This is a genomic window from Alcanivorax sediminis (assembly GCF_009601165.1).
GTDB classification, from domain to species: domain Bacteria; phylum Pseudomonadota; class Gammaproteobacteria; order Pseudomonadales; family Alcanivoracaceae; genus Alcanivorax; species Alcanivorax sediminis.
The window spans coordinates 2,963,829-2,986,819 of the sequence record NZ_WIRE01000001.1; the positions used below are offsets into that span (position 1 = coordinate 2,963,829).

The 22,991-nt window shown below is 57.6% G+C and carries 22 protein-coding genes; 7 read left to right on the forward strand and 15 right to left on the reverse strand.

Annotated features, from left to right (window positions below):
- Positions 1–5: 5 nt before the first annotated feature.
- Positions 6–2,237, reverse strand: a complete 2,232-nt coding sequence (locus GFN93_RS13545) for a DNA internalization-related competence protein ComEC/Rec2 (protein WP_153501562.1) — start codon at positions 2,235–2,237, stop codon at positions 6–8.
- Between the two features lie 249 nt (positions 2,238–2,486).
- Between GFN93_RS13545 and GFN93_RS13550 the strand changes: the two genes are divergently transcribed.
- Positions 2,487–3,089, forward strand: a complete 603-nt coding sequence (locus GFN93_RS13550; protein WP_153501563.1) for a DUF2062 domain-containing protein — start codon at positions 2,487–2,489, stop codon at positions 3,087–3,089.
- 10 nt (positions 3,090–3,099) lie between these two features.
- On the opposite strand, the gene lolD is transcribed toward GFN93_RS13550, so the two are convergent.
- A complete protein-coding gene (gene lolD, locus GFN93_RS13555; protein WP_153501564.1) occupies positions 3,100–3,789 on the reverse strand; it encodes a lipoprotein-releasing ABC transporter ATP-binding protein LolD in 690 nt (229 codons plus the stop codon).
- The gene (locus tag GFN93_RS13560; protein WP_153501565.1) at positions 3,782–5,017 is read right to left on the reverse strand and encodes a lipoprotein-releasing ABC transporter permease subunit; all 1,236 of its coding nucleotides are present in this window, start codon (positions 5,015–5,017) and stop codon (positions 3,782–3,784) included. The genes lolD and GFN93_RS13560 overlap by 8 nt, the downstream gene beginning before the upstream one ends.
- Positions 5,018–5,197: 180 nt before the next feature.
- Here GFN93_RS13560 and GFN93_RS13565 point away from each other — a divergent pair, with 180 nt between their 5' ends.
- Genes GFN93_RS13565 through yecR form a run of 4 tightly spaced genes read left to right on the forward strand, consistent with a single transcriptional unit; the run spans position 5,198 to position 8,514 of the window.
- Positions 5,198–6,169, forward strand: a complete 972-nt coding sequence (locus tag GFN93_RS13565; protein ID WP_153501566.1) for a hypothetical protein — start codon at positions 5,198–5,200, stop codon at positions 6,167–6,169.
- A 43-nt stretch (positions 6,170–6,212) separates the two neighbouring features.
- Positions 6,213–7,220, forward strand: coding sequence for an agmatine deiminase family protein (locus tag GFN93_RS13570; RefSeq protein ID WP_153501567.1), 1,008 nt, complete (start codon positions 6,213–6,215; stop codon positions 7,218–7,220).
- A gap of 35 nt (positions 7,221–7,255) precedes the next feature.
- Positions 7,256–8,149, forward strand: a complete 894-nt coding sequence (locus GFN93_RS13575) for a carbon-nitrogen hydrolase (RefSeq protein WP_153501568.1) — start codon at positions 7,256–7,258, stop codon at positions 8,147–8,149.
- 41 nt (positions 8,150–8,190) lie between these two features.
- Complete coding sequence (gene yecR, locus GFN93_RS13580; RefSeq protein WP_153501569.1) at positions 8,191–8,514, forward strand: YecR family lipoprotein; 324 nt, start codon at positions 8,191–8,193, stop codon at positions 8,512–8,514.
- 112 nt (positions 8,515–8,626) lie between these two features.
- Here yecR and GFN93_RS13585 read toward each other — a convergent pair whose 3' ends face one another.
- The 4 genes from GFN93_RS13585 to GFN93_RS13600 form a co-directional block, all read right to left on the reverse strand.
- Positions 8,627–9,883 carry a hypothetical protein gene (locus GFN93_RS13585; protein WP_153501570.1) on the reverse strand — a complete coding sequence of 419 codons (1,257 nt, stop codon included), beginning with the start codon at positions 9,881–9,883 and terminating at the stop codon, positions 8,627–8,629.
- 213 nt (positions 9,884–10,096) lie between these two features.
- Positions 10,097–10,843: a polysaccharide deacetylase family protein gene (locus tag GFN93_RS13590; protein WP_235901846.1), complete on the reverse strand. Its 747-nt coding sequence runs from the start codon at positions 10,841–10,843 to the stop codon at positions 10,097–10,099.
- Positions 10,836–11,999: a glycosyltransferase gene (locus GFN93_RS13595; protein WP_153501571.1), complete on the reverse strand. Its 1,164-nt coding sequence runs from the start codon at positions 11,997–11,999 to the stop codon at positions 10,836–10,838. The genes GFN93_RS13590 and GFN93_RS13595 overlap by 8 nt, the downstream gene beginning before the upstream one ends.
- Before the next feature lie 86 nt (positions 12,000–12,085).
- The gene (locus GFN93_RS13600) at positions 12,086–13,246 is read right to left on the reverse strand and encodes a sulfotransferase (RefSeq protein WP_328594663.1); all 1,161 of its coding nucleotides are present in this window, start codon (positions 13,244–13,246) and stop codon (positions 12,086–12,088) included.
- 147 nt (positions 13,247–13,393) lie between these two features.
- On the opposite strand from GFN93_RS13600, the gene GFN93_RS13605 reads away from it, so the two are divergent.
- On the forward strand, positions 13,394–14,203 hold the full coding sequence (locus tag GFN93_RS13605) for a glycerophosphodiester phosphodiesterase (RefSeq protein WP_235901848.1): 810 nt from the start codon (positions 13,394–13,396) through the stop codon (positions 14,201–14,203).
- Here the strand turns inward: GFN93_RS13605 and GFN93_RS13610 are convergent.
- Entirely contained in the window at positions 14,173–15,381 is a 1,209-nt protein-coding gene (locus tag GFN93_RS13610) for a patatin-like phospholipase family protein (RefSeq protein ID WP_153501573.1), read from the reverse strand. The two genes, GFN93_RS13605 and GFN93_RS13610, sit on opposite strands and share 31 nt — an antisense overlap.
- 224 nt (positions 15,382–15,605) lie before the next feature.
- Between GFN93_RS13610 and GFN93_RS13615 the strand changes: the two genes are divergently transcribed.
- On the forward strand, positions 15,606–16,703 hold the full coding sequence (locus tag GFN93_RS13615; RefSeq protein ID WP_153501574.1) for a GNAT family N-acetyltransferase/peptidase C39 family protein: 1,098 nt from the start codon (positions 15,606–15,608) through the stop codon (positions 16,701–16,703).
- Positions 16,704–16,895: 192 nt separating this feature from the next.
- Here the strand turns inward: GFN93_RS13615 and nqrM are convergent, their stop codons facing one another.
- From nqrM to GFN93_RS13650, 7 genes are all read right to left on the reverse strand, one after another.
- Positions 16,896–17,132 (reverse strand): (Na+)-NQR maturation NqrM, encoded by a 237-nt coding sequence (nqrM, locus tag GFN93_RS13620; RefSeq protein ID WP_194285804.1) that lies wholly within the window; start codon positions 17,130–17,132, stop codon positions 16,896–16,898.
- 1 nt (position 17,133) lies between these two features.
- Positions 17,134–18,144, reverse strand: a complete 1,011-nt coding sequence (locus GFN93_RS13625; protein ID WP_153501575.1) for an FAD:protein FMN transferase — start codon at positions 18,142–18,144, stop codon at positions 17,134–17,136.
- A 195-nt stretch (positions 18,145–18,339) separates the two neighbouring features.
- The gene (gene nqrF, locus GFN93_RS13630) at positions 18,340–19,569 is read right to left on the reverse strand and encodes an NADH:ubiquinone reductase (Na(+)-transporting) subunit F (protein WP_153501576.1); all 1,230 of its coding nucleotides are present in this window, start codon (positions 19,567–19,569) and stop codon (positions 18,340–18,342) included.
- Positions 19,570–19,583: 14 nt separating this feature from the next.
- Entirely contained in the window at positions 19,584–20,204 is a 621-nt protein-coding gene (nqrE, locus tag GFN93_RS13635) for an NADH:ubiquinone reductase (Na(+)-transporting) subunit E (RefSeq protein ID WP_153501577.1), read from the reverse strand.
- A gap of 12 nt (positions 20,205–20,216) precedes the next feature.
- Positions 20,217–20,882 (reverse strand): NADH:ubiquinone reductase (Na(+)-transporting) subunit D, encoded by a 666-nt coding sequence (locus GFN93_RS13640; RefSeq protein ID WP_153501578.1) that lies wholly within the window; start codon positions 20,880–20,882, stop codon positions 20,217–20,219.
- The gene (locus GFN93_RS13645; protein ID WP_153501579.1) at positions 20,882–21,730 is read right to left on the reverse strand and encodes a Na(+)-translocating NADH-quinone reductase subunit C; all 849 of its coding nucleotides are present in this window, start codon (positions 21,728–21,730) and stop codon (positions 20,882–20,884) included. The genes GFN93_RS13640 and GFN93_RS13645 overlap by 1 nt, the downstream gene beginning before the upstream one ends.
- The gene (locus GFN93_RS13650) at positions 21,730–22,989 is read right to left on the reverse strand and encodes an NADH:ubiquinone reductase (Na(+)-transporting) subunit B (RefSeq protein WP_153501580.1); all 1,260 of its coding nucleotides are present in this window, start codon (positions 22,987–22,989) and stop codon (positions 21,730–21,732) included. The genes GFN93_RS13645 and GFN93_RS13650 overlap by 1 nt, the downstream gene beginning before the upstream one ends.
- Between the last annotated feature and the right edge of the window lie 2 nt (positions 22,990–22,991).

Here is a 22,991-nt window from a genome sequence, read left to right on the forward strand (position 1 = left end):
TCGGGTTACCAGAAACGCCAACCGGCCGGTTGTTGCCAGGGCCGGGCATGCTGTTGGCGCCATTTTGTTATAAGCGGGACATTATCGTGGCCGTCCCCGCGAAACACAATCATGCCGTCCTCGTCTGTACGCAGAACTGTGACGCCCGACGACGCCAACCGGGACAAAACAGCCCGATGCGGGTGGCCGAAATAGTGTTGATACCCCGCACTGGCCAGCGCCCAGTCCGGCCTCACCTCCCGCAACAGTGCCGCCGAAGTACTGGATTGACTCCCATGATGCGCCAACACCAGCAGATCCACTTCGGGCCATTGTCCAAGCATGCGATATTCCACATCCCGGCTGATATCACCCGGCAACAACAGGCGCCAGTCCTTACCCTCCACCAACACCACACAGCTGGCATCATTTCCTGCGGGGCGGTCTTCAGGCGGCCATAATACAGAGAAACGAACACCGTCCCAGTTCCACGCATCACCGGCGACACAGGCTGCACTACCTGGCACCCGGTCCGGCTCACCGCTGAGTCGCGGAATCGATCCGGCAAAATCCCGGTTGCCGCCGGCGTGATCATTGTCGCCATGACTGATCACCATACGATCCGGGACCACCCCGTTTCTTGAGAGCCAGGGCAGGATTATCGAGCGCGCCATACTCCCTTCCGACCAGGAAGCCCCGGTGTCATACAGCAGCAGGTGATCCCGTGTCCGTACCGCCAATGCCAGCCCCTGCCCCACATCAAACGCCGTCAGCTCCCACTGGCCTTCCTCCAATGGCGCAAGAGACTGCGTCAGCCAGGGTAACAGCCAGAAAGGCAGCAATCGCTTTGGAAATGGCACCGCGGGCAGCAGCCAAAGGAACAGCCCCGCCATCAGGCAAAGCGCACTGGTCACCGTCGGCAAGGGGAGATTGGCCCCCATCGGGGCGGACAGCTCTGCCAGCCAACGCATGATCAGCACCGACAGCTCGACCGCCGCTCCCGCCCCTTCCAACAGCCCGTCCAGGCCAGAGAGGACACCTAACAACGTCAGCGGAATAATCAGTAATGAATAAAGCGGGATCAGCACCAGGTTGGCCACCGGCGCCAGCAATGACCACTGGGAGAACAATGCTGCCGACAACAGCATGATCTGGACCGGCAGCAACAACATGAGACGGCGCCCACTGTGCCCCATCATCAATGCAGCAATCACCGCCACGGCAGCAAAAGACAACCACAGGCTTTGCGACAGGGCAGACAAGGGCTGGGTCAGCAAGACCGCCAGTAACGCCCAGCCAAGGCTGTTCCATACACTCACCTCACGTCTGCGCAAACTGGCCACGGCCAAAACCAACAGCATGACCAAAGCTCGTTGCGTTGGCAGACTGAAGCCCGCCAGGGCGCTGTAACCTGCGGCAACGAACAGCGCAGGTAACCAGGCCAACTGCTGCTGGGTGAAGCGGCGGGTAAAAGGCCAGAGCCACTGGCACAAAGGCACCAACAGGAGCCGGCCCAACCACCAGATTGCCCCCGCCACAATTGCCACGTGCAAGCCGGAGATGGCCAACAGATGAGCCGCCCCCGTGGCCTGAAAATCAGCCAGCAGTCTGTTGTCCAGACCGGACCGGTCACCGACCACCAATGCAGGCAGCACCCCCTTTGCAATGGGAGACGAGGCCACGGCGTCCTGCACTGCACCGGCAAAGCGTTGACGCCAATGGCTCAGCCCTGCGCCAGGCTCCAGCAGTTCGACGCCTTTCAACGTCGCCCGGGCAGCCACCCCTTGCGCCAGATCATGACGGGCAAGATCCAGCCCGGTGGCGTTATAAAGCCCCCTTCCCGCCTTTAGCTTGAGCTGAACCTGCAATCGCTCACCGCCGTTAACCGCCCGCGGCGGGTCATAACTACTGACACGAATCCGGTGAGAGCCTGGCCAATCCGGGTGGTCGTCGGTCTCAAAGGTGAAATGCTGCTCCTGCTGCCGGCGGCCAAATCGAATTCGAGCCTGGTTTTCAGGCACAGAAATCACCTGTCCTGTGAAGGTCAGCGACTTGCCCTGCAAATCGTCGGGAAGTCGCTGCGCGAGGCCCGTCTGCATTTGCCATACACCATAAAGACACGCCACTGGCATCCAGAGCCATGCACTGGCCCTCCCCCGGCCCGCCGCCAGAGCCAGCAGCAGGCAAACCAGCACTGGCCACAGCACGCCCCACCAGCACCCCGCCATGATGGCGAGCGCCATGCCCCATCGTTGCATTATCACTCCCGGAAACGAATCCCTCTGCAGGTGTATGCCTTTTCATTTCGAGTGGGCATAATAGCCAGCCGCAGGCATCCGCCGGGTAAGCTTCCTTCCCCGATCTATGCCAGCCTTTCGCTACAACGCCGCGACATCCTCACGGCAACACAACGAAGGTCTGATAGGCTAAAGAGAGATTCTCTGACAGTCTGGACCCACAAACCGGAACGCCGACACCCGACAGTGACGGCCAGCAGATGCGAATTCATGCCTAGAAGGATTTTTCGTAAATACCTGCCCAAACCGGAACGGCTGCGCGAGCATAAGTCGTTAAGTTTTTTGGGTGAGGTTCTCTCTGATCCCAATCTCTGGCACATCAACCGCCGGTCGTTGGCGGGTGCTGCCTTTATTGGCATCTTTGCTGGTCTGCTGCCTATTCCTCTGCAAATGGGGCTCGCAGCCCTGCTGGCCGTGCGCTTTCACTGCAACTTGCCCCTTTCCATCGTGCTGGTGTGGATTTCCAACCCCGTCACTTATGTGCCGATCTTTTATTTCAACTACCGTATCGGGGCATGGATGCTGGGCATGCCTCCCCACAGCGGCGATGCCATTACCGTTGCCTGGTTTGTCGAGCAGCTGGTGCCGCTGTGGCTGGGTTCAGTGGTGTGTGCTGTGGTTTTTGGCGGTGCAGCGTACCTCACCGTAAAAGTTGCCTGGCGGCTGGCGGTCATTCGCAGCTGGAATCTGCGTGCACGCAATCGCGCGCGACTGCTGCGAAGGGAAGCGAAAAAAGCAGAGAAGGAACAGCAGAAAATCAGGGCAGAACAAGAGAAAGCTGCCGCTCGGGAAAACCCATCCGACAAGTACTGAAACGCCCCTGTTAGAGACGATTCAGCAACCCATCGTGTAATTCATACTGCTGGGGACAACGTGCGGCGAACTCACGGTCGTGGGTGACAATCATGAATGCCGTATCAAGTGATGCATTCAGTTCCAGCATCAACGCCTGAACCTGTTCTGCAGTGCGCTCATCCAGATTCCCTGTGGGCTCATCAGCCATAACAAGGGCCGGCTCAGTTACCAATGCACGTGCGATAGCCACACGCTGACGCTCACCACCACTCAACGCAGAAGGCTTGTGGGTCAAGCGATGACCCAGCCCCACTTTCTCCAGCATGGCAGCTGAACGCGCCTGACAGTCCGCCGGCTTGTCGCCGCGGATCAACAGCGGCATGGCCACATTTTCCAGCGCAGTAAACTCAGGCAACAAATGATGAAACTGGTAAACGAACCCAAGGTAGCGATTGCGTAGGCGACCCGTGCCACGATCATTCAATGTGCTCAGGTCATTTCCCGCAATCATCACCTTGCCGCGGGTTGCACTGTCCAGCCCACCCAGTAAATTCAGCAACGTGGACTTGCCTGAACCTGATGCACCGATGATCGCCAGAATGTCCCCTTTCTCTACCGTGAGATTCACCCCTCGCAGCACTTCCAGTTCGCTGGGCCCTTCCTCGTAACACTTGACCAGCTGCACTGCCTGCAGCACCGGCTCGACGGCATTACTCATAACGCAGGGCCTCCGCAGGCTGCACCCGGCTGGCACGCCAGGAAGGATAAAGGGTCGCCGCAAAGCTGATGAAGAGCGCGATGGAAACGATGGTCGTGACATCGCCCCACTGCAATTCCGACGGTAGATAATTGACGAAGTAGGCATCGAACAAACGAGTATTGAAGGTCTTCTCTATCCATTCGGCCAGATTACTGACATTGGTGGCCAGCAACACGCCAAGCAGGGTCCCCGACAGGGTGCCCACCACGCCGATCAAGGTGCCCTGCACCATGAAAATACGCATGATTGCACCCGGCGAAGCGCCAAGAGTACGCAGCACGGCAATATTGCCGCGCTTCTCCGTCACCAGCATCACCTGACTGGAAATAATATTGAAAGCAGCCACCGCCACGATAAAACTGAGCAGCAGCGTCATCATGGTCTTTTCCATCTTGATTGCCTGGAACAGGTTGCCATGGGTGCGGGTCCAGTCGCTGGTGTAATAGCCAGGCCCAAGCTCACGCTGCAGTTTCCAGCCCACTGACGGTGCGGAGAACAGATCGTCCAGACGCAGACGCAGACCCTGGACGCTGCCAGACTGACGCGCCAGCTTGGCGGCATCATCCACGTTTACATAGGCATAAAGGGAATCCACTTCAGCACGTACACGAAAAATCCCGGTAATGGTGAAGCGCTTGAAACGCGGCATCACGCCAGCCGGTGAAATCGTGGCCTCAGGCAGCACCAGTGTCACCTTGTCGCCCATCTCCAGCCCCAGGCGACGGGCAAGACCATAGCCAATGACCATGCCAAACTCACCGGGCAGCAGCGACTCCAACTCGCCCTGGTCCATGTAGTCACCCACAATGGAAACCTTGCGTTCCGCTGCCGGGTCAATGCCGTGAATCAGGGCACCGGCCACCTCGCCACGATGGGTCAGCATGCCTTCCAACTGGACAAAAGGAGAGATGGCTTTGATCTCATCATGGTGATCCAGCCGCTGGGCAAGCGCAGACCAGTCCTGCACCGGCTCCCGGCCATGGACTGTCAGGTGGGTCACCATACCGAGAATGCGCGTCTGCAACTCCCGATCGAAACCATTCATGACGGACAGCACGGTGATCAGTACCGCCACCCCCAGCATCAGGCCAAGGGCGGAGATCAGTGTAATCACCGAAATGAAGTTGTTTCGGGCTTTGGCGCCGGTATAGCGCAGTCCGATGTATAGAGATAGAGGTCTGAACATGGAGCGCATTTAACCCGAATCCCGACACAAATACTACGCCCTGACAGTGGCTTGCAGGCCAGAATGGCTAGCGCATTCGTCTTTGTGAACCCGGTCTGCGTCCGCCTTCTGGCAAAATGGTTGAATAAGTGAGCCTAACTTTCTAATATCGAAAGAAAATACCTATCACCGGGGGAAAGAATGAAAACGAGAATAATGCCGCTGCTGGCCCTTGCAGCGCTGGTGATGCCCGCTGCAGCCCTGTCGGCTGAGGTCCCCCAACGGGGCCTGACAGAATCACAGGTCCGTAGTCAATTTGGCGCGCCCAGCTCTACCCGCGGCCCGGTCGGCTCCCCTGCAATTACCCGCTGGAACTACAACGGTTTCACCGTTTATTTCGAGAATGGTGTCAGTTTGCATACTGTGGTCGATCGTCCGGTCCAGCAGGCCCCCAATGTGATTTCCGGTACTGAAGCCCTGCCCCCGATCGAAACCAAAGAGGAGGCCAGCACACAATCCGCTCCGAGTGAAGCCGCGTCACAGACCGACAGTGCGCCCGCCGCTCAGGGCGATATGGCCTTTGACCCCATTAGCGGTCGTTTCTTACCCGCCGAAGAGGCTGCAGCCGCAGAAAGCTCCGTGGAAGCGGAGCCTGCACCTGAGCCCGCCGCAGAAGCGGCCCCGGCTGAACCTGTCGCTGAAGAAGCTGCGCCCGAAGAAACCACAACTACATCAACAGCAGCAGAAGAACCCCCCGCGCCAGAGCCAGCTCCGGAACCGGAACCGGAGCCAGAGCCCGCTCCCCAGCCGGCTCCGGAACCTGTAGCGGCCCCGGCCCCTGCCCCGGCGGAGCCTGCCGCACCCGCCGATGACAGCGAATTCCGCTTCGACCCGATCACCGGCCGTATCATCATTGCAGGGGAAGAAACTCCGGAAGAAGCTGCCGCCAAGGCCGAAGCCGAAGCCACCATTGCCAAGGCAAAGGAAGAGGCAGCAAAAGCCTCAGCTGAAGAAGCCGCAGCGGACAGCAAAGCCGCCGCCGAAGAGGCAATGGATGAGGCAGAAGAAGAAGTTAAAGACGCTGCTGAAGCCACCTCAAAGGCAGCCGAGGATGCAAGCAGCGAGGCCGAAGAAGGCGGTGGTTTCTATATTGACTGGGGCGCCAGTCAGTAGCACACTCGCGCGCATGTGACTGCCCTGATGGAACCGCCCGCCCATGCGCCGATTTCTTCCTGAATGGCACCCCCAATGGGGGGTGCTACTGGCTTGGCCAGACCCGGATACAGACTGGGCTGACCACCTCGCCGAAGCCGAACAATGCTACCTGGATCTTCTTGCTGCACTGCTGGACCACGAGCATGTTCTGTTGGTCTGCCGTAATGACACTCTGCAAAATCGTATTCAGCGACTGGTCGCCCAACGCGGCATCCCTGCTGAACGACTGCGCCTGGAAGTTGCAGACTATAACGACACCTGGGCACGGGACTTCGGCCCACTGGCGGTAGAGCAAAACAACGCTGTCGAGCTGCTCAATTACACCTTTACCGGCTGGGGCGGCAAATTCGACGCCGACAGGGACAATGCCCTGAATGCCTCTCTACCCTGGTCTCTCCCTTTACAGACCCATGACCTGGTTCTGGAAGGGGGGGCAGTGGATACTGATGGTCTCGGCCACCTGCTGACCACTCGTCACTGCCTGCGTAATCCCAATCGCAACCCGTCCCTTTCCGAACAGGAACTCAGTGATCTGCTCAAGGAGCAGCTCGGCGTGAAAGAGATCTGGTGGCTGGATCACGGTGAACTCGAGGGCGATGATACCGATGCCCACGTGGACACCCTGGCCCGCTTTGTGGATGCCCGTACCATAGCCTATGTGCAATGCCTGGATAGCAGCGACAGTCATTACCCGTCGCTTCAACGTATGGAGCAAGAACTTCAGGTGCTTGCCCACACCCACCACCTGACACTGGTGCCGCTACCGCTGCCCACCCCGCAGTACAGCCGCGAGGGTGAACGCCTCCCTGCCACCTATGCCAACTTCCTCATTACCAATGAGAAGATTCTGCTGCCCGTGTACGGCTGCGAGACGGACCAGGCCGCCATTGATGCGTTAAAGGCGGTATCCGGGGAGCGCACAGTGACACCGGTGAATTGCCGGGTATTGATCGAACAACATGGCAGCCTGCATTGTGTCACCATGCAGCTGCCCCAGGGCGCACTCTAGGCGCCCTGCCACAATTCCTTCAGGAAGGATCGCCAATGCGAGTTGCCGTTATCCAGCAGTCCAACAGTGCGGATCTTGCCGCCAACCTGGATCACTCCCTGTCCCTGGTGCGCCAGGCTGCCGATAAAGGCGCTGAACTGGTGCTGCTGCAAGAACTGCATCGCAGCCTGTATTTTTGCCAGACCGAAGACACTTCGGTGTTTGATCTGGCCGAGAGCATTCCCGGCCCAAGCACCGAGCGACTGGGTGCGTTGGCCAAAGAGCTGGGCATTGTGATTGTCGGCAGCCTGTTCGAAAAACGCGCCACGGGCTTGTATCACAACACAGCAGTGGTGCTGGAAAAGGACGGCAGTCTGGCCGGCATCTACCGCAAGATGCATATTCCGGATGATCCAGGGTTCTATGAGAAGTTTTACTTCACACCCGGCGATGCGGATTTCAATGACGGCCGCAGCGGCTTCAGCCCAATCCCCACCAGCGTGGGAAAACTCGGGCTGCTGGTATGCTGGGATCAATGGTACCCGGAAGCCGCTCGCCTGATGGCCCTCGCAGGGGCAGACTTGCTGCTCTACCCCACAGCAATTGGCTGGGACCCCAGTGATGACCAGAGCGAGCAACAGCGCCAGCTGGACGCCTGGATCACCATCCAGCGCGCCCATGCGGTGGCCAATGGGTTACCGGTTCTGGTCGCCAACCGTACAGGTTTCGAACAGAGCCCTGCCGATGAAAGCGGTATCCTGTTCTGGGGTAACAGCTTTGTCTGTGGCCCTCAGGGTGAGTTCCTTGCCCAGGCTGACAGCGATAGTGAACAGGTATTGCTTGCCGATGTGGACATGGACCGCAGTGAATCCGTGCGCCGCATCTGGCCCTACCTTCGCGACCGTCGCGTAGACGCCTACCGGGACCTGACCAAACGCTACCGGGATTGATCCCGGTAACTCATACCGATAAACCAACCGGAGCCAGAACCATGCGTTCTACGTTGCTACTCGTTGCTAGTGCGGCCCTGATGACCGCCTGCGCCACCCCGTCCACCGTCCGCGTCGCCGGTGGAGACCAGTCCCAGGGCACCGTGGTCATGGCCTATGACTACAGCCTGATGCAAAGCCCGAAAGTAGATTGGCAGCAAGGCCTGCAGGCCGCTTCCGGCCAGTGCCAGCGCTGGGGTTACAATGGCGCCATTCCTGCCGGCAAACCCAGTCAGTCCTGCAAGACTGAAACCCAGGACGGCGACTGCATCGGCTGGACCATTAGTGCCGATTTCCAGTGCACGGCACCGGCACAGCAGCAGTAAGGCTGCCTGACGTCAGAGGCATGAAGCCTGATACGAAAAAGCCCGCCCGGTAACCCGGGCGGGCTTTTTTACGTGCGCTGCAAGATGCGATTCGCGTGAAGCGGTTCTATCATCAATCCACCATGCTGAACTCATGCCCCTCTTCCTTGCGCTTGATGTATTCGCTCACCAGGAAGGGCGGCTTGAGAACGTTGTAGAGGTTTTCATCTTTGACCTCCATGTACTCACGACGCTCACGCTCAAAAGAGCGGAAGCTCTGCTTGTAGTTCAGGTAATAATCCTGAATCTCCTTGAAACGCTTGGCCGCATACATGGAGTCCAGCGCTTCCATGGCCGACTTGGGGTGAATACCAATGGCAGTGTTGAACTGATCAAAGGCCCGATAGATATCACGGTTACGGTTCACGTAAATCAATGAATTGGCATACTCATAGTGGACAATGGCCAGATCGTCCACCTGCTGGAAGGAAGCCGCAAAGCCATCTTCCACCCGGCTTAGTCTCGCCCCGAAAGTCAGACGTCCGAGCAACTTGCCCACCACACGAATAATGTTCGCATCCTTGGCTGCCTGCATGGCCAGCGCCACGGGATGATCGGGATCAATGTCCACCGCATCGTCCAGCGCATTGCTGACCTTGAACAAGTAGTTCTTTCTCAGCGCCTCCAACGGTGTGGCCTCCTCTGCCAGACGACCGATGGCAAAGGCATACCCAAGGCGCAACACCATATAGTCTTCCTTGAACCTGGGTTCCTCCTTCATCTCCTTGAGGACATCCACATAGTCAGCAATCTGGTTAGCCACGTCCTGAAGCATATCCAGTTTCTTCTCACGGCTCTCAGTGAGGTAAAGCGCCTGGATACTCTGTGCCAGGTAGGCGGGGAGTTTGCCAAAGGCACCCAATTGAGCACCGTAGTCCTTGGCATCCCGGAAATCTCCCCGGAAAAACAATCGCCAGGTATGCAGGATCTGTTGCGACAGGGCTTCGTAGTCTCCATCGAAGTCCGGCCCCAACTCTTCTTTGAGCAATGGGAATCGCTCAATGCGCTCTTGCAGATAGTCAGCCGAGGGAAAGGGAACCCGAATCGCCCGGGTCAACTCGCCCCATTTGGCCTTGAGCTTCTCCGGAGGGTAATCAAAATAACGGGGCTGGAATGGCACCGGACTCCAGGCACCCTTGATGGCGCCTTCATCTACCGCGACCTTGTCGGTCTGCCAACCATCCGTTTCCTCAACAGACTTGCGGCTTTGTTCTGCCATCGCTCGCAGCTCACTGCGGCTGTAATCCTCGTAATCCTTTTTCGCCAGCACCTGACCCGAGATGACGACCCCGGCAAAGGCCAGCAGAGTAATCCCAACATGACGCTTCATAATCCCTTTCCGCATTATTGTTATGGTGATGGGTGACACCGCGGCAAAAGTAGCGCGTCCACAGAAGAGAATGAATGTTCGGAATTATCTCAGAATGACATCATCGACCAGACGGCCCTGCAAATTGGTCTCCGGGCAGCTCAAGTAAACATCTTTCTTGTTTTTAGACCGGGTCAAAAGGAACTTCGTGTGGCCGAAGGCTGAGCATTCGAATCACACAGCCACCCCCGCAGCCGCATTCATGACGCCATCGTAACGTCGAAAAACGTCAACCTGCTTCAGCAGTTCATCAATCTGGCTGGATAGTCGCCAGGAGAAGTCGAACGGATGCAGGCCAATCCTCAGGGGCAAGCTCTGCTTGCGCGCACGGTTCACATTCATCCGATTGAACACGGCCAGGAACAGCGCCCGTATGACCGTGTCGGCTTCGAAACCCACCAGCGGCAGACGGGTCAGCGCCCCATTTCGGGTATTCAGCAACCCGCCCAGCACTTCAACCTGCTCAAAGGGAAGTTCAGCACACTGAGCCTTGCTCACCTTGCCCAGCGCCCAGGCGGGAGGGACGTAAAGAGAGGACACAGCCAGCCCTTGCTCGTCAAACCAGCGGTGAGACCGCTGCACAAGCTGAACAATTCCCGCACCAGTAAAAGACAGGTGTTCAGCCACCTGACGGGACAGCAAGGCGCTGTGCAACTGGTGATAGAGCGTGACAGGCGGTTGGCAACGATGAGACCACCCATGCCCAGCCAGCGGGTGCCCGGCCTGCTGCAAACGGCGCAGCCAGTCCAGATCATCACTGGACCAGTGCTTGCCCGGCACCACCAGCAGGGTCACCACCTCTGCAGGCAACGACAGCCTTTCCAGCATGCCCGTCACCTGTGGTCGAGTGTCCGGCATCACATCATGAATGCTGACCAGTGCCTGCAGAGCACCGGGCTTGCGAACCACCAGTTCAGACATGATGACTGCTCAGGCGACGCAGCAGCGCCAGGGTGGGTGACGGCAGATTCGCCCCCATGGGCTTCATGGCAGCACAATGGGCCAACACCGCCCCCCAGTGACCAATGGCATCGCTATTCATAGTCAGTGCAGCCTCACGGGCGTCCACCGCCTTGGCAAATCGTTGCGGTGCCGCCAGAGCGATGAGCCGGTCCAGGGTCGCAGCCAGGCTCTCGCCCTGTTCCATGACCCACAGCCCTCTGGCTAGCCCGGGCCACTCGTTGATGCCACAGGCAGGTGTAGTGATGACCAGGCGCTGCCTTGCCATGGCTTCGAGAGCCACGGTACCAAAAGCCTCCACAGCTGACGGCAACACCAGCACCTCACTGCGATCAATCAGCTCTACAACCTGCTGACGACTGCACCAGCCCAGCAAGGTCAGATTCCCGTGGCGTTTGCATGCCTCCTCTACCTTGCCACGCAAGGGGCCATCACCGGCAATTTCGAACTGCAAGTCCGGACGAGTTGCGGCCAGCTCCAGAAAGGATTCGATGTTCTTTTCTGCAGCCAAACGTCCCACATAGCAGACCCGTGAAACGTTTTCTGCCAGCGGCGCGACCGGAGTCTGTACAAACTCCCGCGCCAGCGGGGTGCCTACCAGCTGAGGATTACGGGCGCCCGCAGCCCGAGCCTGGGCAATCATGGATTCGCAGATGGTGGCGGCAGTTTCACTGCCCTGGAACAGGGTACGGTTCACCCAGTTAAGGAAGCCCCCCGCCCATTTTGCCAGCCGTCTGCCCCAGTAAAGCTCTACCAGCCGGTTATAGTCGGTCTGGAATGTCACACACACCGGGATACCCCATTTCCTGGCGATCCAGTAGCCAATCATGGAGAAAATGCCCGGCCCCGGGATCACGATCACATGGGGCTTCATCTCCCAGACCAGCGCACTGAGCTCTCTGACTTTTGGAAAGAACAGTCGCTGGGTAGGATCGCCTGGAATCGGCATGGAAGCCCCCTGGCAAGGGTGTGGATCCTGCAGACACGGCTGGACCAGTTCAACCCGTTCCACCTGACTTTCCAGATGCGAGACCAGATCCTGGAAATAGGCACCGACGCCATTCCGGCCCTTGATCGCATCCACCACAAACAGTACACGAAGCGTTTTGGTATCCATGGGGCGAGTATCAACGCGCAGGATGTCCAAATTGTGACACTTCCTGGGTGGCCAGAATTGAATGTGCGACAGAATGTAACAGCCGCTCAGGCCACACTGTCCCGTGGGCGGGGGAAATCAAAGCGGTCGTAGACCCACCCGAACGTCTCGTTCAGTGTGTCGGCATCCACCCCTAGGTTTTCAAGGGAATAGCGATGCCCGCTCTGGTACTGCCTGGCCTGGCGGTCCTGCATTTCCAACCGCTCCCGGAAAGCCGAATCCGCCTCCCAGCCAAACTGCTGATAAAACCTCAGCACCGTCTCCGCAGGCTCTACTGCCAGCACCTCCATCACCGAAATGGCCTGGCGCTCAGGCTGCATTGCGACCAGAGCAGAAAGAAGATGCCGATAGTAGTAATCCAGCATGGCGAGGAAACCCTGACGCCAGTAGGCGGTGGTGTCCCGCCCATCAAAGATCTGCGCACCGATCAGGATCGAGTTGATCTGTGAAGGCACCGATTGACTGGGGTTACGCAGGCAGCCGATAAAGCGCGCATCGGGAAAGGTATGTGAAAGCGTCTGCAACCAGGGCGTGAACGACGGGTTCTTCGAGAGCAGCTGCTTGTGCTGGCCATGAAAATACAGATGGCGTTGCACGAATCGACGGTAAGCCTTCATCAATCGGGCTTTTTCTCTGTCACTGCCATCACGGTCCAGAAACGTCAGGCGCCACAGCGCTGGAGCCGGCACCACCAGCACCAACAGGAAACAGCCCCATACGGGAATCAACCCGAGATAATCTTCTTCCGGGTCAAGCAGGCCGGTCTTGTGGATACCATCCAGCCCACCCAGCAAGCGGCGTTCGCTCCATGACAACAGCCTGCCCAACGGGCGGCCAATCTTCTGATCCAGGCAGGCCAACGCAGTCCAGAAATAGCGCTGGGTAATGGAAGGCGCAAACAGCAGCTCCCAGAGCGCCGTGGTAGTAAAGCGCTCATCGAGCGCCAGCAGTCGATGCAGAAAGGTGGTGCCGCTACGGGGCACGCCTACCACAAACAGAGGCTCACGAATCTGCACCCGGCGGAAATCAGGAAACAGAACATGATCCAGCAACAACCCAATTCCATTAATACCCTGCACGAGTAGAAACAAGGGCCAGAACAACAGCAGCACCGCCAGACGCTGCAGCGACACACCACGGGTCGTGCCCTGATAGTCTGGCAGCCACCCCACCAGGAGGCACTGCACATAACGCAATAGCACCGACACCCAAACCTCCTGCTCGTATTCGACCCTGCTGACCAAGCCCCGAAGCCATGACAGGCAGGTTACAAGTGCAACAAGTCATAAAAATGACACCTCCCCTATTGCCTGTGGGTCACAGCGCTGTCATCTTTCTGGCAAAGAATTACTCGTATGAATATTGCGATGACTCAACCCGTTACAGCCATCCCCCTCACCCCCTCAGCCCCAGCGCTGGTGGGACATCGTGGCGCCCGTGGCGAAGCGCCGGAGAACACGCTGGCCAGTTTTCAGGTGGCGATCGAAGCCGGGGTGACGGAAATGGAGCTGGATGTTCGTTTGTCGTCAGATGGCCAGCTGATTGTCCTGCACGATAGCGACATCACCCGTACCACGGGCATGAAAGGCAGTGTGCGGCAATACACCCGGGCGCAACTGGGGGTCATGGATGCCCGTCGCAACACACCAGGCTGGCATAGCCCTACCGGTATTCCCTCACTACAGGAAGTGGTGGATCTGTGCGGGCCTGAAATGCGCTTTCAGTTTGAGGTCAAAGGCGCCGACAGGATTATTCTCCACCAACTGGCCCACCACCTCACACATATGATTCACGAGCAACAGCTCCAGTCTCGTGTGGTGGTCACGTCCAGCCACACCGGCTTCCTGCGCATGATGGGCACCATGGCACCGGACATCGAACGGGGCTATGTATGTCAGTATCGCTACCTGCAACCCACTCGACGGGCTCAGGCGCTGGGATGCACCTGGCTAATTGCCCATTTTTCACTGGTGAGCCCGTCACTGATGCGTCGGGCCAACAAGCGTGGGCTAAGAGTCTCTGTCTGGACAGTCAACGACCTGACCGAAGCGGATCGACTGACGCGGCTGAAAGTGGACAGCATCATCACTGACTACCCCACCAGCTTTGTCAGCCATTTTCGCCGCAAGCACCGTTATGCGGATCTTGGCGGAGCATCGAGCTGATCATCACTTTCCGCGCCTGCCCTCCCCCTGGCCAGTAGGGGCTCAGGGCTGAAGAACGCATGGATTTCATCCTTGCGCCCCATGGCGTCCTTGTACCCCATCTCGATCAGGGCGCGGGTAAACCCGGGCTCAAAAAGCAGGTAACTCATGGCACTGGCGCCCGGCGAACGGGTAGCACCGGAACCGCGCAGGAAGAAACGCAAGGTACGCGGCAGCTCCTTCAGGTGCTCCGCAGCAATCTCATCAATCGGACGCGAAGGATAGATCTTCAGCACATCCACCTCTCTCAGGCTGATGCCATGCTTTCGTCGCGCCCGCTCTCCCAGAGCGGAGAGGGTATGATTGATACGTTCCAAACGCTCCACATCCCCTTCAAGGGTATCGACAAAAACGCTGTTGAGTACATGACCCAGCACCTGAGCCATTGAAGGGTAGCCAGCGAGCACCCTTTGCCGGGTCGCTGAAGCGTTACCAGAGACACCAATCACCAGCAGCCTTGAAGCACCAAGGTGCACCGCAGGGCTGAGTGGCGCCAGCTGGCGCAAGGCGCCATCACCGTAGTAGCCGCCATCGACTTTACCGGCAGGGAACAGGATCGGAATGGCTGCCGAGGCCAACAGATGCTCTACGCCAATCCGGGAACGCTTGCCCTTGCGCCGAGCACGCACCCAATCCGCCAGATCCGGGGCCCCCTGAAAGAAACTTTCCGATTCACCGGTCGCATAGTTGGATGCGGTAATGGACAGCGCGCGAAGGTGGCCCAGCTCAATATTCTGTTGAATGCGCTGAAAATTGACCACCAGTGTCAGCAGGCGCTGCAAGGGAAGATTGTCCAGCAAGGCACTGCGATCCGGGGTACGCCCTGTGGTGAAACCGGAGAACAGCCAACGCACAATCCCCTTGAGGCAGGCATAAAGATCTGTCCGGTATACCTGCTCCGCAGTCAGGTTGGACCACACACGCTCCAGCCCGCGCACCGCAGTGCGATAATTCCCTGCATTGGCAGACAGGGCCGCCGCATTGATAGCGCCTGCAGAGGTACCACAGATAATTGGAAAAGGGTTGGGAGTACCGCGATCCAGTAACTCGGCAATGGCCGACAGCACACCAACCTGATAAGCCCCACGGGCTCCACCCCCGGAAAGCACCAGCCCCCTGACCGGATCCTGTTGCGGCATTACATCCCTCCTTTTTGATAAGTTCAGTATGCCGTGGGGTTCAGATAACTGCCACCGGCGATACACCAACGGCCCCCTGGCCGGCTTCGGCAGCTTCCATAATTCAAAACTCGCCATCTGGAATGTTTTCGTCGTTGAAAACTCATTCCTCGCCCGCTTCATATTCCACTGGTTCCCTGTGCCTCAGTTGCCTTATGCTGGGCTACTCTCAAGGAACAAGGACCATGTGCTCCGTCACCCTCCGCCCTGCCCTGCCTGCTGATCTTGACGCGCTCACAGCGCTCGAACACCGCTGCTTTGATTTGGATCGACTGTCCCGCCGTAGCTTCCAGAAATGGATCAAGCGCAGGCATGAGGGCTTCATCATCGCCGAAACTGCGGACCGGACACTGGCCGGCTACGCGCTGGTGCTACTGCAACCGGGTACCCGGCTGGCGCGCCTGTATTCCATCGCCGTGGACCCTTCACTGCGCGGTCAGAAACTGGGGGAAAAGCTGATGGATGCTGCAGAACGTTATGCCCATGAAGAGCGCCGTCTTTATCTTCGCCTGGAGGTGCGCAAGGACAACCACTGCGCCATCGCACTCTATGAAAAGCGAGGCTACCGGCTGTTCGGCCTGACACCGGATTACTACGAAGACCATCAAGACGCCCTCCGCTATCAGAAGCGTCTCCACTACCAGCCCGCCAACGACGCGCGTCTGCATTTACCCTGGGTACAACAGAGCACACCCTTTACCTGTGGGCCGGCCTGTCTGTTGATGGCATTGGCTGCCTTGAAAGACAGAACACCAGACACCACCGAAGAGCTGTTGCTGTGGCGAGAAGCGACCACCATCTACATGACCGCAGGCCACGGAGGCTGTCATCCCATGGGGCTGGCGATAGCCGCCCAACGCCGCGGGCTATCCGCCTCCGTCTGGTGTAACCAGAAAGGCCCGTTGTTTGTGGATTCTGTGCGCGATCCGGACAAGAAGACCGTGATCACCACCCTGCACCAGTATTTTGTCGATACCTGCAAGAAGGATGGCATCAAGGTGAACTATCAGGATTTCACGGCAAACGACCTGGACAGGGCCATCGCCGCCGGCAAGATTGTGCTGGTAATGATCAGCACCTGGCGCCTGGATGGGCGCAAGGCTCCGCACTGGATCGCGATCAGCGGCAGTGATGAGGAATGCTTCTACATCCACGACCCTGACCCGGGCGAAGATCAGGTTCCGCTGGACTGCCAGCATGTGCCTATCACCAGGGAAAAATTTGAGAAGATGCGTAAGTACGGTCAGGCCAAACTGCGCACGGCGGTGGTGTTGGGTCCGTAAACAGTCTGCAAACTCTGCGCCCCTATCCAGAAAACCTGGCGAGTTTCGAAGAACAAAACCTAACCCCGAAAGCTGGCAAAGGTCTTGCCTTTCGTCACTCGCTCCTCGAAACCCGTAACTAGAATGTCACCCAACGGGCGTAAAAAAGCCCGCACGAGGCGGGCTTCTTTCTGTAACGCCGAAGGCCTGGCATTACATCTTCATTACATCCTTTCCGAGGGCCGCAGCCTTCTCGCTGTCGATCTTCTTGCTGTTCTCTTCGCATTTACCGCGATCACCACCACAGATTTCGCAGCCTTCTTTCAGGCCCAGATTGGCAAGGCCACCGCAGGAGCCCTGTAGCGGTTTGTTGGACATGATCACGCCAATGGCCATGCCGGCGAACAGCAGCCCCATAAACACCACAGCAAAGATAATGGTCATCAACATGTCACTTGTCCTCTACGATTGCATCGAAGGCAGGAGTCGACAACTCTTTTACGCCTTCATCTGTTCTGACAATAAAAAACACCGCCAGTTCATTCGCCTTGGCGAACGCCATGCCTTCCTTGGGTCCGAGCACTGTCATCGCCGTGGCCAGACCATCGGCCATCATGGCACTCTTGTGCAACACGGACACCGACGCCAGGGCATGTTGCACAGGGTACCCCGTGCGTGGATCAATAGTGTGTGAGTACAGTTTACCATCCGACTCGAAGAAATTCCGGTAATCCCCGCTGGTCGCCACCGCCATGTCCTTGAGGGCGACCACCTGCTCCACTTCACGAACGCCCGGAATGGGACGCTCAACGGCAATACGCCAGGGCTGACCATAGGGTTTGGTACCCCGGGCACGTAATTCGCCACCCACTTCCACCAGCCAGGACTTCAGACCATGTTTGTCCATAAGCTCGGCAACCTTGTCTACTGCAAACCCTTTCGCAATAGAGGACAGGTCAACGTACACCTCCCCAGGCTGCAGCAGCCGTGGCCCATCGAGAAGCAGGGATTGCCATCCGACCCGACGGCGAGCCGCCTCAATTTCGTCTGCCTGAGGTGGTTCAAAACGATCAGACTCCGGGCCGAAGCCCCACAAATTCACCAACGGGCCAACCGTAACGTCATAGGCCCCACCGGTCATTTCCGAGAGAGAGAAAGCGGCCTTCAATACCTTTTGGGTATCTGCCGGCAAATCCACTAACGTGCCCGCCGCAGCCTGATTAAACTGGCTGAGGACGGAATCCGCACGATAAGTGCTCATTTCTGCATTCACCTGCTCCAACGCCGCCTCGATATCGGCCTTGAGCGAATCAATGCTCTCATCCGGTGTGCCGGTGTATTTGACACTCCAGGTGGTACCCATGGTCGGACCGCTGAGCACTGACAGCCGGTTTTTGCTGTCGTCACAAGCGCTCAACAGCAATGTCAGGGAAAGCACCAACAGGGAAAGGATGCGGGTCATGGTTCGGTCCGGTATGTGGGAGAATCAAGCTACAAGCTTAAAGCTGCAACACGGGATGAGATATCCGGTTTTGGGAGTCAGTGCCCGCGCCTCCGGGCTAGACGCGGGATCAAACCTTCCTGAACATCAGGCCCTGGCACGCGTTGTAGCTTGTAGCTCAAACAAAAACGCCGGCCCGAGGGCCGGCGTTCGGGATCAGCCGCCGAAATCATCCAACAGGATGTTTTCCGGCTCCACGCCCAGGTCTTCAAGCATCTTGATGACCGACGCGTTCATCATCGGCGGTCCACACATGTAGAACTCGCAGTCTTCAGGGGCCGGGTGGTCCTTGAGATACTGCTCGTAAAGCACGTTATGGATGAAACCGGTGAGACCAGTCCAGTTATCTTCGGGTTGCGGATCGGACAGCGCCAGATGCCACTCGAAGTTATCGTTCTCTTCTGCCAGCTGGTCGTATTCCTCGGTGTAGAAACACTCGCGAACACTGCGGGCACCGTACCAGAAGCTCATCTTGCGATCAGAGTTCAGGCGCTTGAGCTGATCGAAGATGTGGCTGCGCATGGGAGCCATACCCGCGCCACCGCCGATGAATACCATCTCCGCATCGGTCTTCTTGGCGAAGAACTCACCGAAGGGTCCGAATACGGTGATCTTGTCGCCTGGCTTCAGGTTGAACACGAAGGAGCTCATGATACCCGGCGGGATATCCTTGGAGCCCGGAGGCGGAGTGGCGATCCGGATATTGAACTTGAGGATGCCCTTCTCTTCCGGGTAGTTGGCCATGGAGTAGGCACGGATAACCGTTTCCGGATTCTTCGCCTTCAAATCGAAGAAGTTGAAGCGCTCCCAGTCACCACGGTATTCCTCGGCAATATCAAAGTCAGAGAAGTTGATATCATAGGCCGGTGCTTCCAGCTGCACGTAACCGCCAGCGCGGAAATCCACGTTCTCGCCTTCGGGCAGCTTCAGGGTCAGCTCCTTGATGAAGGTGGCCACGTTGTCATTGGAAACGACTTCGCACTCCCACTTCTTCACCCCGAAGAACTCTTCAGGAACCTGAATCTTCATGTCCTGCTTCACGTTCACCTGGCAGCTCAGACGCCAGCCATCGCGAATCTCACCCTTGGTGAAGTGACCTTCTTCGGTAGGCAGAATGTCACCACCACCATCGAGTACCTGACAACGGCACTGTGCGCAGGTACCACCACCGCCACAGGCGGAAGACAGGAAGATACCCTGATCAGCCAGGGTCCCCAGCAGCTTGCCACCAGCGGGGGCATCAATGCCCTTTTCTGCATCATCATTGATATCGATGTGCACATCACCAGTGCTGACCAAACGGGAACGTGCAGTCAGGATCACGGCCACCAGCGCAATCACGATGGCAGTGAACATGACGACACTGAGAATAATCTCGACACTCATTGTTCAACTCTCCCTTACAGCTGCACGCCGGAAAATGACATAAAGCCAAGCGACATCAGGCCCACAGTAATGAAGGTGATGCCCAGGCCTTTCAGGCCATCCGGTACATCGCTGTACTTCAGCTTCTCACGGATACCCGCCAGCAATGTGATAGCCAGCGCCCAACCAGTACCCGCACCCAGGCCATACACCACGGATTCACCGAAGTTGTAATCACGCTCCACCATGAATAGGGACGCCCCCATGATGGCGCAGTTTACGGTGATCAACGGCAGGAAGATGCCCAGTGCGTTGTAGAGGCTGGGGACATACTTGTCCAACGCCATTTCAAGGATCTGCACCAGTGCCGCGATGACACCGATATAGCTCAGCAGCCCCAGGAAACGCAGGTCGAGCTTGGCAAGCTCGGGAATCCCGGTCCAGGACAGTGCGCCTTCATTCAAAAGGTAAGTCAGCAACAGGTTGTTGACGGGTACCGTGATGGTTAGCACCACGACCACGGCAACGCCAAGACCAATTGCAGTGGAAATCTTCTTGGATACCGCGATAAAGGTACACATACCCAGGAAGAAGGCCAGCGCCATGTTTTCAACAAAGACGGCGCGGACGAACAGGCTCAGATAATGTTCAAACATTCCTCGTCTCCGTTAAAACGCGTCGCTGACACGGGTGTTGGGCTTCATCTTGAAGTCATCCGCTTCCACCTGAGCAGGCTTCCAGGAACGGATTGCCCAGATGAACAGACCGATCAGGAAGAACGCACTCGGCGGCAGCAGCATCATGCCGTTCGTGAGGTACCAGCCGCCGTCGGAAACCTTGGGCAAGATCTGGTGACCGAACAGGCTGCCTGCACCCAGCAACTCGCGAGTGAACCCGAGGCCCAACAGAATCACTGAGTAACCCAGACCGTTACCAATACCATCCAGGAAGGAAGGAATGGGCGGGTTCTTCATGGCGAAAGCTTCCGCACGGCCCATCACGATACAGTTGGTGATAATCAGCCCCACGAATACCGACAGCTGCTTGGAAATACTGTAGGCATAGGCTTTCAGGAACTGGTCTACCACGATTACCAATGAGGCAATGATGGTCATCTGTACGATGATCCGGATGCTGGACGGGATGCTGTTACGGATGGAGCTCACGAACAGGTTCGAGAACGCCGTTACCGCGGTCAGCGCGATACACATGGTCACCGTGGTGCTCAGGTTACTGGTCACCGCCAGCGCGGAACAGATACCGAGGATCTGTAGCGCGATGGGGTTGTTGTCGAAAATCGGACCTAACAGGATGTCCTTGGTTTTCTCCGCCATTACGCTTCTCCTTCCGGCTGCTCGCTGGATTCCACAGTCTCACTGACTGCAGCCGCTTCACTGCTTTGGCCAGTGACATTGCTCTCTTGCTGCATGCGCTGCAAGTAAGGGCCGAAACCATTTTCGCCAACCCAGAACCGCAAGAGGTTGTTGACCCCGTTACTGGTCAGGGTCGCACCGGCAAGGCCATCAACCTTGTGCTCGGCATTCGGAGTGTTGGCTTCCACGGTACCTTTGATCACCTGGATTTCCACTTCACCCTGCTCGCCGAACAGTTTCTTGCCGTGCCACAGCGCTTTCCATTTCGGGTTATCTACTTCGCCACCAAGACCCGGGGTCTCGGCATGCTCGTAAAAACCGAGGCCCGCCACGGTGTTGGCATCCGGCTCAAGCGCCAGGAACCCGTACAGCGTAGACCACAGGCCATAGCCATGAACCGGCAGAATGATGCGGCTCAGTTCGCCGTTGTCATCCTTGGCCAGGTAAACTTCAGCTACTTTGGCCTGGCTTTTGATGGAAGCCTTGTCCACGTCACCACTCAGACGCACGGACTGCTTGGGATCCTTGGCAGCCTTGCGCTGATCGTAGGATTCCGGCATGTCCACGTAGTCGCCAGTGTCGATGTCCACAAACTTTCGCTCGATGGTCGCGAACTGCTCATTTACATCAACACCCGCTTCGTACATACCTGCGGCCTGCAGGATGTTCATGCGTTTGTCGATCAGCTTGTTTTCATTCTGAACCGGACGCAGGCTGACTGCAGCAGTAGCAACCACTACACCGCAGACAACACATACCAGGAAGGCGACCAGCAGTGTTTTACCAACTGTTTCGTTCTTTCCAGCCATTACGCTACTCCCCCGGTACGACGCAGACGACGACGGATGTTTGCCTGAGTGACGAAGTAGTCAATCAGCGGCGCACACAGGTTACCGAAAAGGATTGCCAGCATGATGCCTTCCGGGAAGGCCGGGTTGATTACCCGGATCAGGACGGTCATCACACCAATCAAGGCACCGAAAATGTACTTGCCGGTATTGGTCATGGACGCAGAAACCGGATCAGTTGCCATGAAGATCATACCGAAAGCGAAACCGCCCACGGTCAGGTGCCAGTACCACGGCATATCGAACATGGCGTTGGTATCGGAACCGACACCATTAAAGATGGCAGACATGCCAACCATGCCCAGGAACACGCCCAGCACGATGCGCCAGGAAGCAATCTTGGTCAGCAGCAGTGCAGCACCACCGATCAGAATGGCTAGAGTAGAAGTTTCGCCGATACTACCCTGAATATTGCCCAGGAAGGTGTTCATCCAGGCCAGGCTGGCAGTGGCAGCCGCAGCACCTTCAGTCAGCGCGTTGGCAGTCAGACCCACCGCATAGTCCAGATTGCCGGATGCCGCCAGTGACAGGGAGGTCGCGCCTGAGAAGTTGTCCACCGCGGTCCAGACTGCATCACCGGACATCTGTGCCGGGTAAGCGAAGTACAGGAATGCACGGCCAACCAGTGCCGGGTTGAGGAAGTTCTTGCCGGTACCGCCAAACACTTCCTTGCCGATGACCACACCGAAGGAAATACCCAGGAATACCTGCCACAGAGGGATCGCCGGTGGCAGAATCAGTGTGAACAGGATACCTGTCACGAAGAAACCTTCGTTCACTTCATGACCGCGCTTCCAGGCAAACAGGCCTTCCCAGATAAAACCACCGATGTAGACAGTCAGCAGAATCGGGATGTAGTAGACAGCGCCATGCAGGACGTTCGCCAACAAGCTATTGGGATCAAAGCCGGTCAGGGCCATCACCACATCACTGCGCCAGCCGGCAAGCGGACTCGCACCCAGCTCGGCAATCTGCATGTTTGCCTGATAACCAACGTTCCACAAACCGAACAGGATCGCAGGGAAAGTGCAGAACCACACTGTCATCATGATGCGTTTCAGGTCGAGACCATCACGTACATGCGCGCCGGTCCGGGTAACGGAATCCGGGCTATACAGCATGGTGTCGAACATTTCGTAGAAGGTGTAATACTTCTCGAACTTGCCGCCTTCATGGAAATGCGGAGCGACATTCTTGTCCAGATAGTTTCTCAAGCCCATGC